At 57.9% G+C, this 14,713-nt stretch carries 12 protein-coding genes and 1 pseudogene; 3 read left to right on the forward strand and 10 right to left on the reverse strand.

All coding sequences use genetic code 11. From position 1 onward, the window contains the following. The first annotated feature begins 91 nt into the window (after nt 1-91). A complete protein-coding gene (locus AC3WP7_RS12780; protein WP_102592385.1) occupies nt 92-787 on the forward strand; it encodes a pirin family protein in 696 nt (231 codons plus the stop codon). A 114-nt stretch (nt 788-901) separates the two neighbouring features. Here the strand turns inward: AC3WP7_RS12780 and pgm are convergent, their stop codons facing one another. The 4 genes from pgm to AC3WP7_RS12800 form a co-directional block, all read right to left on the reverse strand. Continuing rightward, nucleotides 902-2,545 (reverse strand): phosphoglucomutase (alpha-D-glucose-1,6-bisphosphate-dependent), encoded by a 1,644-nt coding sequence (pgm, locus tag AC3WP7_RS12785; protein WP_102592343.1) that lies wholly within the window; start codon nt 2,543-2,545, stop codon nt 902-904. Between the two features lie 105 nt (nt 2,546-2,650). Next, nucleotides 2,651-4,057: an aminotransferase-like domain-containing protein gene (locus tag AC3WP7_RS12790; RefSeq protein ID WP_092243394.1), complete on the reverse strand. Its 1,407-nt coding sequence runs from the start codon at nt 4,055-4,057 to the stop codon at nt 2,651-2,653. After that, on the reverse strand, nt 4,054-5,478 hold the full coding sequence (locus AC3WP7_RS12795; RefSeq protein WP_102592344.1) for a hypothetical protein: 1,425 nt from the start codon (nt 5,476-5,478) through the stop codon (nt 4,054-4,056). The genes AC3WP7_RS12790 and AC3WP7_RS12795 overlap by 4 nt, the downstream gene beginning before the upstream one ends. Before the next feature lie 704 nt (nt 5,479-6,182). Next, nucleotides 6,183-7,205: a zinc-dependent alcohol dehydrogenase family protein gene (locus tag AC3WP7_RS12800; protein ID WP_102592345.1), complete on the reverse strand. Its 1,023-nt coding sequence runs from the start codon at nt 7,203-7,205 to the stop codon at nt 6,183-6,185. A gap of 247 nt (nt 7,206-7,452) precedes the next feature. Here AC3WP7_RS12800 and AC3WP7_RS12805 point away from each other — a divergent pair, with 247 nt between their 5' ends. After that, nucleotides 7,453-8,367 carry a LysR family transcriptional regulator gene (locus tag AC3WP7_RS12805; RefSeq protein WP_010210548.1) on the forward strand — a complete coding sequence of 305 codons (915 nt, stop codon included), beginning with the start codon at nt 7,453-7,455 and terminating at the stop codon, nt 8,365-8,367. 133 nt (nt 8,368-8,500) lie between these two features. Continuing rightward, on the forward strand, nt 8,501-8,629 hold the full coding sequence (locus AC3WP7_RS12810) for a hypothetical protein (RefSeq protein WP_256579942.1): 129 nt from the start codon (nt 8,501-8,503) through the stop codon (nt 8,627-8,629). Between the two features lie 78 nt (nt 8,630-8,707). On the opposite strand, the pseudogene AC3WP7_RS12815 reads toward AC3WP7_RS12810, so the two are convergent. The 6 genes and pseudogenes from AC3WP7_RS12815 to AC3WP7_RS12840 form a co-directional block, all read right to left on the reverse strand. Continuing rightward, nucleotides 8,708-8,827: pseudogene (locus AC3WP7_RS12815) on the reverse strand (IS5/IS1182 family transposase); the annotation flags it as partial. 86 nt (nt 8,828-8,913) lie between these two features. Continuing rightward, on the reverse strand, nt 8,914-9,246 hold the full coding sequence (locus tag AC3WP7_RS12820; protein ID WP_146012699.1) for a hypothetical protein: 333 nt from the start codon (nt 9,244-9,246) through the stop codon (nt 8,914-8,916). Nucleotides 9,247-9,320: 74 nt separating this feature from the next. Further along, nucleotides 9,321-9,536 carry a hypothetical protein gene (locus tag AC3WP7_RS12825; protein ID WP_102592347.1) on the reverse strand — a complete coding sequence of 72 codons (216 nt, stop codon included), beginning with the start codon at nt 9,534-9,536 and terminating at the stop codon, nt 9,321-9,323. 114 nt (nt 9,537-9,650) lie between these two features. Then, nucleotides 9,651-10,091, reverse strand: a complete 441-nt coding sequence (locus AC3WP7_RS12830) for a hypothetical protein (RefSeq protein ID WP_102592348.1) — start codon at nt 10,089-10,091, stop codon at nt 9,651-9,653. A gap of 321 nt (nt 10,092-10,412) precedes the next feature. After that, the gene (locus AC3WP7_RS12835; RefSeq protein WP_102592349.1) at nt 10,413-12,371 is read right to left on the reverse strand and encodes a DUF262 domain-containing protein; all 1,959 of its coding nucleotides are present in this window, start codon (nt 12,369-12,371) and stop codon (nt 10,413-10,415) included. Beyond that, nucleotides 12,371-13,843 (reverse strand): DUF262 domain-containing protein, encoded by a 1,473-nt coding sequence (locus tag AC3WP7_RS12840; protein ID WP_102592350.1) that lies wholly within the window; start codon nt 13,841-13,843, stop codon nt 12,371-12,373. Before AC3WP7_RS12840 ends, AC3WP7_RS12835 begins: the two co-directional genes overlap by 1 nt. Nucleotides 13,844-14,713: the final 870 nt, after the last annotated feature.

Below are 14,713 nucleotides of genomic sequence, written 5' to 3' on the forward strand. Positions count from 1 at the left end.
CAATCCATTAAATCGATAGGAATCAGGCATTTTTTACGCTTTTTATCGATCATGGGCTGCAGGATCATAGGGCCATCCATAGGAGATGATCATGCTTGAACTTCGACCTTTCAAATCCCTGGGCGGTGCCCACCATGGCTGGCTTGACGCCCATCACCACTTTTCGTTCGCCGAGTACCACGACCCCAGCCGCATGCACTGGGGCAACCTGCGGGTGTGGAACGACGACATCATTGCGCCCGGCACCGGCTTCCCGCAGCACCCGCACCGCGACATGGAGATCATCACCTATGTGCGTGAAGGTGCGATCAGCCATGCCGACAACCTTGGCAATAAAGGCCGTACCGAGGCCGGCGATGTACAGGTGATGAGCGCGGGCACCGGCATCGCCCACAGCGAGTACAACCTGGAAGATGCGCCGACCAAGATTTTCCAGATCTGGATTATTCCGAATGAAGCCGGTTTGCCGCCTTCGTGGGGCGCCAAGCCGTTTCCGAAAGGGGATCGCGAGGGGTTTGTGACACTGGCCAGCGGCAAGGCCGGGGACAACGAGAGCCTGCACATTCGTGCGGATGCGCGGCTGGTGGCAGCGAACCTGAAAGCTGGGGAAAGTGCTGAATACCGGTTGGACAGCGGACGCCGTGCTTACCTGGTGCCGGCGACGGGCGTGATTGAAGTCAATGGCTTGCGCGCACAAGCTCGAGACGGTGTGGCTGTAGAGAATGAACAGGTATTGCGGGTAACCGCGATCGAGGACAGCGAAATCGTCCTGGTAGACCTGGCCTGACCTCGATCAACTGTGGGAGGGGGCTTGCCCCCGATGGCTGTGTTTCAGAAAAAGAGATGCAAACTGACACACCGCTATCGGGGGCAAGCCCCCTCCCACATTGTTATTACGGCGTTATCCGGAGATGGCGCCGTCGACCAGCACTTGCGCCTCTTCCACCAACTGCTTGAGGTGATCCTCACCGATAAAGCTCTCGGCGTAGATCTTGTAGATATCCTCGGTGCCCGATGGCCGCGCGGCAAACCAGCCGTTTTCGGTCATCACCTTCAAGCCGCCGATCGCCTGGTTGTTGCCCGGTGCGTGACTGAGGATCTGCTGAATGCGTTCCCCGGCCAGTTCAGTCGATGTCACCTGATCCGGCGACAGCTTGCCCAGCAAGGCTTTCTGCGCCGGGGTGGCCTTGGCGTCTACACGAATCGCGAACGGCTCGCCGAGGGCATCGGTCAGGCCGCGGTAGATCTGGCTCGGGTCCTGGCCTTTGCGCGAGGTCATTTCCGCTGCCAGAAGTGCGGGGATCAGGCCATCCTTGTCGGTGCTCCAGACCGTGCCGTCCTTGCGCAGGAACGAGGCGCCGGCGCTTTCTTCGCCGCCAAAGCCCAGCGAGCCTTCGAACAGGCCATCGGCAAACCACTTGAAGCCGACCGGCACTTCGTACAGGCGACGGCCGATGCGGGACGCCACGCGGTCGATCAAGCCGCTGCTGACCACGGTCTTGCCCACCGCCGCGTCTACGCGCCAGTCCGGACGGTTCTGGAACAGGTAGTCGATGGACACCGCCAGGTAGTTGTTCGGCGCCAGCAGGCCGCCGGACGGCGTGACGATACCGTGACGGTCATGGTCCGGGTCGCAGGCGAAGGCCACGTCGAACCGTTCCTTGAGGCCGATCAGGCCCTGCATGGCGTAGCTGGAGGATGGGTCCATGCGGATCTGGCCGTCCCAGTCGACGCTCATGAAGCGGAAAGTCGCGTCGACTTCGGTGTTCACTACGTCCAGGTTCAAGCGATAGTGCTCGGCAATCGCCGACCAGTAGCGCACCCCTGCTCCACCCAGCGGATCCACGCCCAGGCGCAGGTCGGCGCTGCGGATGGCGTCCATGTCGATCACGTTGACCAGGTCGGCCACATAGCTGTTGAGGTAATCGTGGCGATGGGTGGTGTCGGCCTTGAGCGCCTGCGCGTGAGTGATGCGCTTGACCCCGGCCAGTTTGTTCGCCAGCAGTTCATTGGCCTTGGCTTCGATCCACTTGGTCACGTGGGTATCGGCCGGGCCGCCATTGGGTGGGTTGTACTTGTAGCCGCCACTCTGCGGCGGGTTATGCGACGGCGTGATGACGATACCGTCAGCCAAACCGCTGGTTCGACCACGGTTGTAGCAGATGATCGCGTGGGAAATCGCTGGGGTCGGTGTGTATTCATCGCCTTCGGCGAGCATCACGTGCACGCCGTTGGCGGCCAGCACTTCCAGGGCGCTGGCACCGGCAGGCGTCGACAACGCATGGGTGTCCAGGCCGACAAACAGCGGGCCGTTGATGCCCTGGGCTTCGCGATACAGGCAGATCGCCTGGCTGATGGCGAGCACATGCCACTCGTTGAAGCTCAGTTCGAACGAGCTGCCACGGTGCCCGGACGTACCGAACGCCACGCGCTGGGTAGAGATTGCTGCATCAGGCTGGCCGGTATAGTAGGCCGTGACCAGTCGCGGGATATCCACCAGCAACTGGGCTGGCGCCGGCTTGCCCGCAAAAGGACTGATTGTCATGCATAAACCTCGGAAAGAAGGATTCGGAATAGATGGCAGTTTACTGAGAGTTGGACTACTGCGCGACGGTATCGATCCCACAGCAGTAAGAGAAACTTCACGCAATCATCCCATTTGAGCCTGACGCAGGGCCTCGCTTATGGCAGCCAAGGCGATCTCCAGGTTGGGCTGCCCATGAAAGGTATGGCTCACGCGCAAGTGCTGATGATGCAGCCCACTGACACTGAACAGCTCACCGGGTGCAATCACGACCTGCTGGGCAAGCAGGCGCTTGAAGACCTGACGCATGTCGACGGCCTGGGTGGAGCCCAGCCAGAACGCCGCCCCGGCAGTCGGCATCCGATAACTCACCTGCTGCCCCAGATGCTGGTCAAGGCGCCCGCTCATTTCAGCCGCTTGTGCCTGCAGTAGTTGGCGTAATGCCCGCAAGTGCGGGTCTATTCGCCCGCTCTGATAAAGGCGGGCGATGGCGCGCTGGCGGATCGACGATAAGCGGAATGAGCGCAGCAGAAACTGGCGCTGCAACTCACTGCTCATGCGCCGGGATAACAGATAACCGTAGGGCGCTTCCGCCCCCAGTATTTTCTCGAACGAGGAAAACACCATCAGGCGCTCCGGGTTCACCCACTCGCGCAGGGCCGCCTGGGGTTCCTTGAAACCCAGCTCGCCAAAGGTGTCGTTTTCCAGCAGCCAGCAACCGTACCGGTCCAGCATCTGTGCCAGGCTGAGACGGTCATGGGCAGGCAGGGCATTGCCTGATGGCAGGCTGACCTTTGACGACAGCAATACCAGGTGCACCGGCTCATCGCGCAACAGTTGGTCAAGGGTCGTCAGGTCCAGGCGCCCTTCCGGGGTCCAGGGCAACTCGATGATGCGCACCGCGCAATCCTGGAACAGGCGCAAAATCAGCCAGTCGCAGGGGGATTCAACGATCACCGTGGTCCCCCTGAGGCCCAGCACCTCAATCAGGATATCCAGCACCCCGCGCAGGTCGGCCCCGATGTAGATGTCGTCGGCGTGCCAGCAACGCGTGGGCGACGAGGTGTACCGCGCCGCCAGTGCCGCACGCAGTTCCCACACGCCACACGGCTGTGACCAGGGTTGCAGATGACGCGGGTACTGGCGCACCAGCTCCCGTTCGAGGCGCAACAGCGCCCCATCCAGCGAAGCCAGCAGCGCCGGTTCATCGCCGCTGAACACCGCCATGCAGGGGTTACGTGCCGCCGCGTAGAGCCGGTCAAGCAAATCGCCGCCGCCCCCAGCCATGGTGCTTGATGAAAGCGGCCAGGCGTAATAACCCGACTTGGCCACCGAGTAGACCCTGCCCTCCTTCTCAAGCAGCGAGTAGGCGTATTGGATCGTCGAGATCGATACGTTCAGGCGCCTCGCCAATTGCCGCAGCGATGGCAGCTTTACACGGGTATCGGTGCTGACTTCGTTGATCAGGTTGATCATGTAGCGGTAGACCGCCTGATACGCGAAGTCGGCTTGTCGCTCGCCGCGCAGTGTCATCGCCCGGACAATTGGCAAGCAGGCGTGTTGCCATGGTCCATGACGCTTGCATTGCGCGATTTCCCACTCGCGCCCGGCACCGGACGCTTGCGATAGAGGTGCTGCAACAAGGGCATCGGCAGGCCACTGGTGTCGCTGACCCACTGTTGCAACATGTCAGCCGATTGCTTGCCCTGCAGAACCTTGTGCAGCTCAGGCAAGGCCACCAGCATGCCAGGGTGGCATTGACGCAAATAACCTTCCAGCCGCTCCCCATGGTGGATAAACGGCGAGAACAGCAGGCACACCAACTGTGTTTCATCCAGCCCAAAGAACTGCTGCGCGGCGGTACTCGGCAGGGCAGCGTCTTCATCGATGCCAACCTGCGCCAGCCACTCCTCGGGCAGGTGCTGGCGACGCAGGAATTGCGAGGCCTGGCGGATAAAGCCTTGCACCCCCTCTTCGTAGTCAAGGTCTCGCAGGCAGCGGGCCTGCAAGCCACGCAGATGAGCCATCATCAGAGGATTGGAGTAGCCAGGATGGCTGAAATGAAATCCAAGCGGGTCGGGAGCAAACGCCATGAATTCAGTCAATATCGGCGACATTTGCGTATCCACGTCCTCCAGCAGGTCGGCAATGCTGATGTAAGCCAGGTGACGGTGACCCGCCTTGCTGGGGTTGGCACTGGCGACATAATGTTCACCGTACACCTCGCGGTAGTAGCTGGTGCTCCACTCATCCATGCGCGCAAACAACCCGGTAAGCGACAACGGCCAGGTACTGGCGATCGGAACGCCGACGCTCTGGGCTGTTTTCTTCAGCCAGGCCAGAAACTGCCCTTGCTTGCGCGGGGAATCACCACTGACTAGGGCATGCACCCCGCCATTCCAGGTGGTCACGCGCTGGTAGAAATCCCCGAGTGCCAGATACGTGTCGCTGCACAAAGTGGCACGGCAATCACCTGAACTCAGGTGCCCGATCATCAGCATGTTGCGCTGGCTGGTTTCTCGCCCCATGGCAGAGACCGGCCGTTGATGGTTGAAGGGCAGTACTTCCTGGTTCTCCACCATCAGCAGTTCAACCCTCGGATCATCGTGCAGGAACAAGCGCCCGTAACCCTGATTGAGGCTGTCGAGCCTGCTTTCGGTCATGCCCGAATGGCGCAACGTTGCCACCCGCAGCTTGAAGGTTCGTGGCGCTCGCCCGGCGATGGTCAGCTGTGCAGCACGCAGCAATGCCAAGGTACAGCTGCTGACTTCGCCTCCGCCATGGGCCATCAACACCTTGTATTCCCCCACCTGCTCCATGCCACCCGCGGCCACGACAATTCGCTGGACCAACAACTGAAGCGCTGTTCGCTCCGCACGATTAAAGTGCCCGATCAAACGCTGCAGAACTTGCTGGTAAACATAATTCATAGCCTGTTCGTGAATAGTGCTCATCGTTCTACTACCTGAATTGAAATGTCAGTTTCGGGCAACTACTGAGCGTGTTTGCCCGATCTATTACACGCATAGAAAGTTCCACATCACATTGTGAAGCGCTAAATAAACAGTAGCACCGAGCAACAAAATGACACGGAGATTCCCGGGTATCAGCCCAGCCTTGAAATCCTCCACCCCTCTATTTATCTAGGCCCAAACGAGGCCGAGCTGGAAACCTAGGAAAATTCCGACAACTTCCTACACGTCTTTAGCCAGTCAATCAAAGACGTGTCTGACAAATAAAACTGCGAACTTTCCAACTTATTGGATTGAGGTTCGTCCTGGATATATCTACTTCCCTGATTCCACACAAGCGCAGCAGCCTCTGCTTCGAGCACTCGCGATTGCAGTGTCGGATATTCAATCATTGCTCAGTCCTTGAGATGAAAGTTAAGGCGCAATTATCAGTGCTGGAATAATGATTAATAGATACAGAACCTGGCCGAAAACCAGTGCAGATAAAGCACCGGCGCCTGTATTAATCACACGCACACAAAGACGCCGCGCTGGATTTCAGGGCGGCGTCAGAGAGGAAGGCCGGATTCAGGGGCTAAAGCGCCAGCTGGGCGCCTGGCGGGCGATGCAGGTTCCATCCTGTCAAATGGCGCATTTGCCTCACGCGGCGGATGGCAGGAACGCTTGTTTACGAATATTCCTACGCCCTAAACAGCTTCAACCTGCAACGCAACGCGTTCGCGGCACGGGCATTCGTCCATGTAGCGGTGCGCTTCCACAAATTGGCTGAAGGGAAACACCGTGGTTTTCAGCGGCACCAGCACGCGATCGGCGGTCAGTTGGTTGATATCCCGCAGGGCGCGCTGCAAAGCGACCTGATCCTGGATGATGCCCAGTTCGGGTTTGCCGGTGAAGTTACCAATGCAGTGCACAAAGAACTGAATGTTCTTCTGGAACGCCGCACACGCCGGGAATGGCGTCTGGTTACCGCCCTGCAAGCCATACAGCACCAGGCTGCCGCGCGGTGCCAGCACATCGCCGAGCAACGACATCTGCGGGCCGCCCAATCCATCGAAGACCACGTCGACACCGCGGTTGTCGGTGAACTTGTTGATTTGCATGAGCAGGTCCTGCTCTTCGGTGACGATGACCTTCTCCGCACCGAGGGACAGCAGGTACTCGCGCTCCGCACTGTCCTTGGTCGCGGCAATCACCCGTACACCCAGGGCCTTGCCCAGTTGCACAAAGGAAGGGCCGGCACAGTGACTGGCATCGGTGACCAGGGCAAACTGCCCAGGCTTGACCCGAGCCAGATCCACATAGGCAAAGTAGGCAATCAGCAGCGGCGTGTAGTGCACGCTGGCTTCAATCGGGCTCAAGACATCCGGATAGCGGGTCAGGGCCGAACGGGGCAGGACGATCTGCTCGCCATACACCGGGTAATCATTGGGGCTTTCAGCCGGAAAACTGGCGACTTTGTCACCCACGGCCAAATCATCCACGCCATCGCCGACGGCGACCACAACCCCTGCCATCTCATGGCCAAGGCCGGACGGCAAGCGTGCATGGGAAGACGCCAGGTTCTGGCGCCACAGAATGTCATACCAGCTGATGCCAATCGCTTCGACACGCACCTGCACTTCGCCCGGTGCGGGCTGCACAGCTGCATGCTCTTCGCATTTGAGCACCTCGGCCGGACCAAACTTGTGAAAACGGATCGTGCGGGACATCGCAAACCTCGTCAAAGTAACCTCTAATGCCATGAACTCTATCTGGGCTTTCCGGGTAAGACCACCGGTCGCCATTAATAGTCGACATGCCTGTCATTGATTCCGCAACTGAGTAATAGACCCCAGAGCTTGTAAGAAAACTCAATTTTCCAGTGCAGAGTAACAGCCTTTACCCGTAAGATTCATGCCGGTCATTCTTCTTATATGGCTGCTCTCGTCAAGTTTGCTGACTCTTCCAGGACACAAGATGAACCGTAACGACCTGCGTCGTGTCGACCTTAACCTCTTGATCGTATTCGAAACCTTGATGCATGAGCGCAGCGTGACCCGCGCCGCCGAGAAACTGTTCCTCGGCCAGCCGGCCATCAGCGCGGCGTTGTCGCGCTTGCGCGGGCTGTTTGATGACCCGCTGTTCGTGCGCACCGGTCGCAGCATGGAGCCGTCGGCCCGGGCGGTGGAAATCTTCGCCCTGCTCTCCCCGGCCCTGGACTCGATCTCCACCGCCGTCAGCCGTGCTGCCGAGTTCGACCCGGCCACCAGCACGGCGGTGTTCCGCATCGGCCTGTCCGACGACGTCGAATTCGCCCTGCTACCACAACTGCTCAAACGCCTGCGCGCCGAGGCGCCCGGCATAGTGCTGGTGGTGCGTCGCGTCAATTACATCCTGATGCCTGGCTTGCTGGCCTCCGGCGAAATCTCCATCGGCGTCAGCTACACCGCCGACCTGCCAGCCAACGCCAAGCGCAAAGTGCTGCGCCGCAGCCTGCCGAAACTGCTGCGTGCCGACAGCGTGCCGGGCTCCCTGAGCCTGGATGACTTCTGCGCACGGCCCCACGCACTGGTGTCCTTTGCCGGGGACCTGAGCGGCTTTATCGATGAAGAGTTGGAAAAGCTCGACCGCAAACGTCACGTGGTGTTGGCGGTGCCGCAGTTCAACGGGCTGGGGACGTTGTTGGCGGGTACTGACATCCTGGCGACCGTGCCGGATTATGCGGCAGAGGCATTGACGTCTGCGGGTGGGTTGCGGGCGGAGGATCCGCCGTTGCCGGTGCGCAGCTTCGAACTGCATATGGCGTGGCGTGGGTCGCAGGATAATGATCCGGGGGAGCGGTGGTTGCGGTCGCGGATTCAGATGTTCTTCGGCGACCCTGAGAGTCTTTGAATTACACGTTGAAGTGGATCAACTGATGCCGTACACCATGTTAAGTTTTGTGTCGGACGCGGTTAGCGACATCCTGCCGTTGAACTGATGTGGCCTGATCCGGCTGTAGTGGTGCATCAGACAATAGCTGACGTTGCGACGACCGATTGAATCCGCCGAGCAGAACGACGAATGGTGCCTGTGCCGGTACTCTATGCAACTGGAGAACTTCGAGGCGGTCAGCGATAATCCGCAGGCCAAGCTGTTGGCCGTGATCAACTAAACGGCAAACTTAGTGGCCAAGGCCATGATGAGTTACACCACGTCTTGGGACACGATCAGCGCCTGAGCATAGGATCTACAAGATCCCATGCAGTACCTGGCGATCATCAGTGCGTGGGCGACCCATTTTCTGCTCCGGAGAAACCAGATCCTTGATCAATTCCCACGATCCGTCGGAGAGTTCGTAACGCTTTGCCATGCGGGCCTCAAGCCAATCATGACGGCAATTCTACTCGCACCGACTTTTCGTACAAAACCTAAGCTAGGCGCCAGCCAAACCATAACTTACCGTTTTGCCAGTTGCAGTAAGCGACGCTGATCTACCGCTAGAATTCTCTGCACACTTTCCAGGCTTCTTTGATCCGCTCGCTTATTAAAGGCTTCCTCTTGCAAATTTTCAGAAAAAGCCACCATCCGCTTGTGCCCAATCAACCCCGCCAGCCAGCCTGTCAACTCATTATTAAAGAAGGGGTATGCACGATTTGAACCGAGATGAACCGCCACTGCGCGCAGCTCAGTCAAACAAATGACATCCGCGAGATCCTGATCAAAGGTTATCAATCGATCCAGGCAAAAATCTACGCCCTTCAAATTTTTAGGATTCGACAGCGACTCCATGATTCTGAGTATGTACAAATCCCAGGCGCAGTTATTAATGATCCGAAGAGGTTCTTCCTTGTCAAGGACCGAGTTCAGCTTCTTCGAAAGCGTCGTTTTTTTGTGTGGAAGAGGATATCAGCGCAAACAATCAGTTCGCGTAGCATGAAGATTTGCAACTCATCGTGCATGAAGTTGAGCAACGCCTCCATCTTCGCTTCCGGTGATGCCTTGACGCTGCTTTCTATAATCTTGGCCCGCAAAATCATGCACTCCGCAGCCGCGGCTTGCTGAGCTAAAGCGACGCCCAAACTGCCCTCCAAGGTACTTGAAAAACCTTCAATCCAATCCTCGGCGAACGCCTCGGCTTGTTCTTGGTAAAAGCGGCGATACCGCCCCCCCCCCCCTCACTCAGAGGGGCATTATCAATGCGACAGTGCGTGCACTGCGGCAATCGTTTCTTTGCAGAACTGGCGGGTTTCAGGCGACCACTTTTTCTGCGACTCACACAGATAGATGTAACAATTCAATCGTGCGAGATCATCTACGGAAAACGTCCGATGCAGATCAGCACGCACGGCATCGAGTTCAGGAGAAATACGCTCCGCATATGACAGCTTTCGAATGTAGCTGGCCGCATTCGAATCCAAAAAAAGCGAGCCGCCCAATGTGTATTTCACTTGCGTCTTGGACAAGACAAAGGCTTTGTCCAGAATCCAGACGGACTTGCCGCGCAACATGGTCGAAACAACCCGTTTCTTGGAGAACTGCTCACGCACCAAGCTAAACGGCCCACCCGACTCAGCTGCCGCATACATGATCCGCCAGTCGCCGAGCAGCTCGATTTCCTCCTGAAAGCGCTCCAACGCATCCTTTGGGTTATTTGCAGAACACACGTATGCAATGCCCGTTGGACTTCATACTCAGTGTATTCCTTCACCATCAACCCACTCCTCTCTGGAAATCCCATTCGGACCATCGCCGCAAAGGCGCATTAAACTCACGCCCCCTCCATGGAAAATCGCCTGCACAGATTTCCATTATGGAATAGCCGCTTGGTGTGCCTGGTCAGAATGTCTTTTGGCGACCCTGAGCATCTGTGACTGTGTTCCACTCATAGGCCGTTACGGTGCATCCGTTTGCAACCCTCAAGAACATCATCGTTACCCGCATCCGCTACTTCGGGCTCAGCCGCGGTAGTGCGCTTCTATAAGCGCCAGCATCGCGTCACCATGGTCATTGATCTGAGTGTGACCCCAGTCGTCCCCATTGCCCAGCACATGGAACATGTGCGCCAGTTTCAAGGAGTCGTACTTCGGCTTGGCGCGGAAGGCCGCCTGCTTCTTGATCACCGCCAGGTTGCTGTACGACGAGTTCTCTCCCGGGCTGAGCAGTACCAGATTGCCAAACCCGTGCAGCAGGTGATCGCTGAGTGTACTACCGAACTCTTCGTTCTGAGGGTGCACATGCTCGACCGAGTTCTTCGATGTAATCCGGTAGGCCTGCAGTCTTGCCCAGTCCAACCACTTGAACGAATGCCGCTCCCGCCAGAGAATGTATTCCAGCTTCTGGAACCAGTAGTGCTCGAAGCTCGTGCCGTGGTGCTCCCTCAGATAAGCGATCTTGTCCTTGATCGGCAAGCATTCGGTGGTGTCGCTGGAGAGCAGTCGATAACTCGCCTCCTTCTGGGTCATTTCGGTCAGGGAAAGCTGATTGTCGATACTTTCCAGCAGCTTCAATACCTGCTGCTCGCCCATGTTGGGCGTTTCGATCAGCTTGCCCAGGAAAGGCGTCAGCCAGTACTGAGAGCTGCGCTCGCCGGTTAGGTAGCGCACGCTCTGTAACTGGCTCAGGTCGGACGTCTCGAGATGCGTGCGCCATTCCGAGAGGGTGCGCTTGCGTGGATTGAGCGAACTCAGGCGCAAGATCCGCTCATCGTCCTCGCCCAGGCGTACCCACTTGACTACCCAGCGGTCGAATTGGAAGCGCACACTCCAAAGGCATTCCATGAATGCCTTGGCTTGCGCTGCGCTGGCATTTTCAACGAAGCGTGAGAAGCAGGCGTTGAGGTTACCGTCGTTCAAACGGAAACCGATGTCTTTAGCCCCCTGCGCATGGCGGTAGATGCGGTAGGCGTGCATCAGCAACAGGCCAAAACTGACGATCGATTGATAGCGAGCCTCATCCTTGTTCTCGGTTTCGTCCACCTGCTCGGCCTGGATTCTCAGCAACGAGATTTCGTCGATAGACCGGCCTTTGGTGTGACCGGCAGCAGGACGATCCAGGGAGAAGAGATCGAAGGAGTGGCTCAGGAGGTCATTGATACCCACCATATTCCAGCGGACATCGGCGAAGACATCACGCAGGTTCCTTTCGAAGTAGTTGCCCATGTCCTCGCAGGCCTGCCAGATCCCTTCATACGTGGTGCGGTGATGCTTGATCCGCGACATCAGGCGGGCCTTGAGGATATCCGTCTGCTCAAGCTGAACGCCGCTGGTGTTTAGCGTGGCGAACAACTTGTTCAGGTCCATGCCCGCCGGCATGACATTGTTGACCCACGTGACCTGGTTGAACAGGTAGTCACCCACCCGTTCCAGGGCCTGCTCACCTCCTGTGGCGCGCAAGCGTTGCAAACGATCGCCGGCGACCTTGCGGGCGGCGTTGAGATGAACCAGATAAGGATTGGCAGCATCCTCCTTATCCAGCGGCTTCTCCTCGGTCAGGCCCGCCCACGCACTCAACTGGGCCTGGACTTCGTCGCGGATATTGAAGGTTAGGCGCGGAACGTTGCCCAGCACCACCAGTGAGCATAGCGGCGAGCCAGTTTTCAACGCGCGGAAGGCAAGCGCCAGGATCATCAAGGTGGTCATTCGCTGCTGACCATCGATCAGTTCGTAGGTCATGGTCGCATCAGGATTGGCGTTGGGTGGTACCACGCTGCTCAGCACCGTTCCGATGAAGTAATGCGCCTGCAACGGTCGGCCGTCGGTGTCCGGTTCGCTGGCCTGAATGATCTGCTCGAGCAGTTCCTCCACGGCGTCGGCGGGCCAGACGTAGGGGCGCTGGTAGCAAGGAATGGTTAACGATATGCCCTGAGCGCACAGCGTGGCGGCAGACTGCACGTGGGATTGGACCAGGGCGCTCATTATTTGCCTCCTTGGCAGGCGAGGTCGTCGCGGCTGATACGTTCGATGGCGCTGCGCAACTGCGCGTCATATTCAACGGCCACCCGCTGCGGATCGGGCCAGGGCAGTTGCAGGCTTAGAGTAAAGCCGACCGACTCCGCGAAGCGCTTCTTGATACTGTTTTTATCCAGGTGTTCAGCAGTGGCCGTATAGGTGTAGTCGCGCAGGTAACTCAACAGCTCGTGATGGGTGTGGGCACTGGCGATCCAGTCCAGCAATGGGTTGTGCCTGAGGTGCGCCTGCACGCCATCCTCCCGGACGCTGACCTCCTTGATCAGGCGATAGGAGAAGATCATCCGGAACATCCACAGGCTGGCTTCAAGCAGACGGGAAGTGCCGAACTGGCTGGCGTACATCAGCAACGCGCAATCAAAAGCACGGCTGAGAAACACGCTGCCGCAGGCGTCATGGGCCAAGCGCTTGTAGTAGTAGGCGAACGTGGGTTCCTTGGCCGTCTTGTCGACTTCAAGCAAGGTTTTTCGCAAGCCCTGGAAGTAGGTTACGACACGCATGGTATTGACCCCGGTGCCCAGCGGCTGGCGCATGGCATAACCCGGCTGGACGGTCTGTGTTTCCTTACCCCAGGCATCGCGGAGCACTTGCAAAGACCGATAGGCGATGTCGCCGTTGTCGGGAAGCGTAAGTTCGGCAAGCTCCGTGACGATCTGCTTGCGTTCCAGCAGCGGATCCCGATCGCTGGCGACGTCGCGCCAGCGCAAACTTTGCCAGTGCCGAGACTTCATGAAGGCCGCGACCAACGGTTTGAGGTCGCCGAGCGACTCCCAGGTCCGTGCGAAATCGTCCTGGACTGCGGCCGCAACGCTGCGCAAGTGATAAGCCTTGACGATGTCGGCACCGCCCAGACGCACACCCGAGGTGTTCTGGGTTTCGAAGAAACGATAGGCGTCGTCTTCGCGTCGAGTGACGACCAGGGTCACGTTGATACGGGTGAAGTCGATTCGCGGCAGGCGTTGCTGCTCCAGCCAGCGAAGATTCAGCTGGATGCGTCGATGGCTCTCCGGCGCGTTGAACTTCAGCTCCGGCGCCCCCCTCTGGCCGTACTGGAGGTAATGCAACAAGGCCAGGCTGGTGATTCGCTGCTGTCCATCAATGATGTTGAGCAGACCACGCTGGCGTCCGTCGCCTCCCTCCTGGTGCAAGATGATGCTGCCCAGGTAGAAATCATGGTCCGGCGCATCGCTGCTGAAGAAGCAGCGCAAGTCGTCGAGCAGCCTCCCCAACTGCTCCTCGTTCCACCGATAGGGCCTCTGATACTCCGGCAGATGCAGCCGGCCGAAGATGACCCCACCGTCGCTGGAGGGAATCCGCTTGCCGCTGAATACATTATTGAGACTCGTGGAGGCGACAGCGATGCCTTCCACGTCCAATGACAATCGTGTGACAAACGGCCACTCACTCACGGCTTGGTTCATAGAACAGTCCTTGTACTGGTTCCGGCGTCCAGCGCTCGGGAAGGAACGATTAAATCCGAAATAATGGCACAAGGCCATTTTATTCAAAAGCGCTACCAGAAGTTTGATTTACATCGATATCCAAATTGTTGCGGCTGACACCGAATTGACCCAACTGCCGATGCCACACTGACCCAGCACCAATTAGTAAATATCTGACGCTGATGATGGTTTACCCCGTAGGAGCCTGGGTCAGTGAGATTTCAGTAGCTGGGTCAGTTCTATGCTAGCGGCAACACTGTAGAGGCTGCCCGGAAACTGACAAGCCTCTGAGCAATATCCTGACCATCACATTGTCGCGATGACAGTCTGCATTAATCGCAGTAACGGAGAAAAAGCACGCCAAGCAGTTGATGGCCACGTACTGCAAGCAACACACCAACCGCTACCCCAAAGAAATACGTGACATGCGCGATATCATCATTGAAAACATCATGAATGAAATGGATGCTGAGGACGCATTCCTTGCAGAAGCATAATTGCTGCAGTAAGCCAGAGGCCCGGGGACACTCTCGGGCATCAATTCATGCCCTACCCGATCCAGCAAAATCTCATCAACGGCGTCACCTCTCGCGCCCTATTCAATTGGGTCGTCCTTGCCTGCGCAGCCGCACGGCTCTTACCCCTTTTGCGTAACCACAACAGGTTCCAACCTCAGTTTCTCGATGCAGTTGCGCCCGATGCCGCACTCTCAGACCTTGGTGGTATTCAAGTTTCTCTGCTTGACGTCGATAGCTCGTAAGATGCGATACTGCCATCAGTAGCAATGTGCCACCAACTGATACAAGGACGTTACTTTGCGCCTGCTCACAGTCTTTTTCTCATTCAGCC

Source organism: Pseudomonas sp. FW305-3-2-15-C-LB1, from assembly GCF_058787615.1.

Coding starts and splice junctions, on each gene's coding strand:
- AC3WP7_RS12795 (WP_102592344.1), bottom strand. CDS start 5,478: ATGAGCACTATTCACGAACAGGCTATGAATTATGTTTACCAGCAAGTT.
- AC3WP7_RS12820 (WP_146012699.1), bottom strand. CDS start 9,246: ATGGAGTCGCTGTCGAATCCTAAAAATTTGAAGGGCGTAGATTTTTGC.
- AC3WP7_RS12790 (WP_092243394.1), bottom strand. CDS start 4,057: ATGACACTGCGCGGCGAGCGACAAGCCGACTTCGCGTATCAGGCGGTC.
- AC3WP7_RS12835 (WP_102592349.1), bottom strand. CDS start 12,371: ATGAGCGCCCTGGTCCAATCCCACGTGCAGTCTGCCGCCACGCTGTGC.
- AC3WP7_RS12805 (WP_010210548.1), top strand. CDS start 7,453: ATGAACCGTAACGACCTGCGTCGTGTCGACCTTAACCTCTTGATCGTA.
- AC3WP7_RS12780 (WP_102592385.1), top strand. CDS start 92: ATGCTTGAACTTCGACCTTTCAAATCCCTGGGCGGTGCCCACCATGGC.
- AC3WP7_RS12800 (WP_102592345.1), bottom strand. CDS start 7,205: ATGTCCCGCACGATCCGTTTTCACAAGTTTGGTCCGGCCGAGGTGCTC.
- pgm (WP_102592343.1), bottom strand. CDS start 2,545: ATGACAATCAGTCCTTTTGCGGGCAAGCCGGCGCCAGCCCAGTTGCTG.
- AC3WP7_RS12840 (WP_102592350.1), bottom strand. CDS start 13,843: ATGAACCAAGCCGTGAGTGAGTGGCCGTTTGTCACACGATTGTCATTG.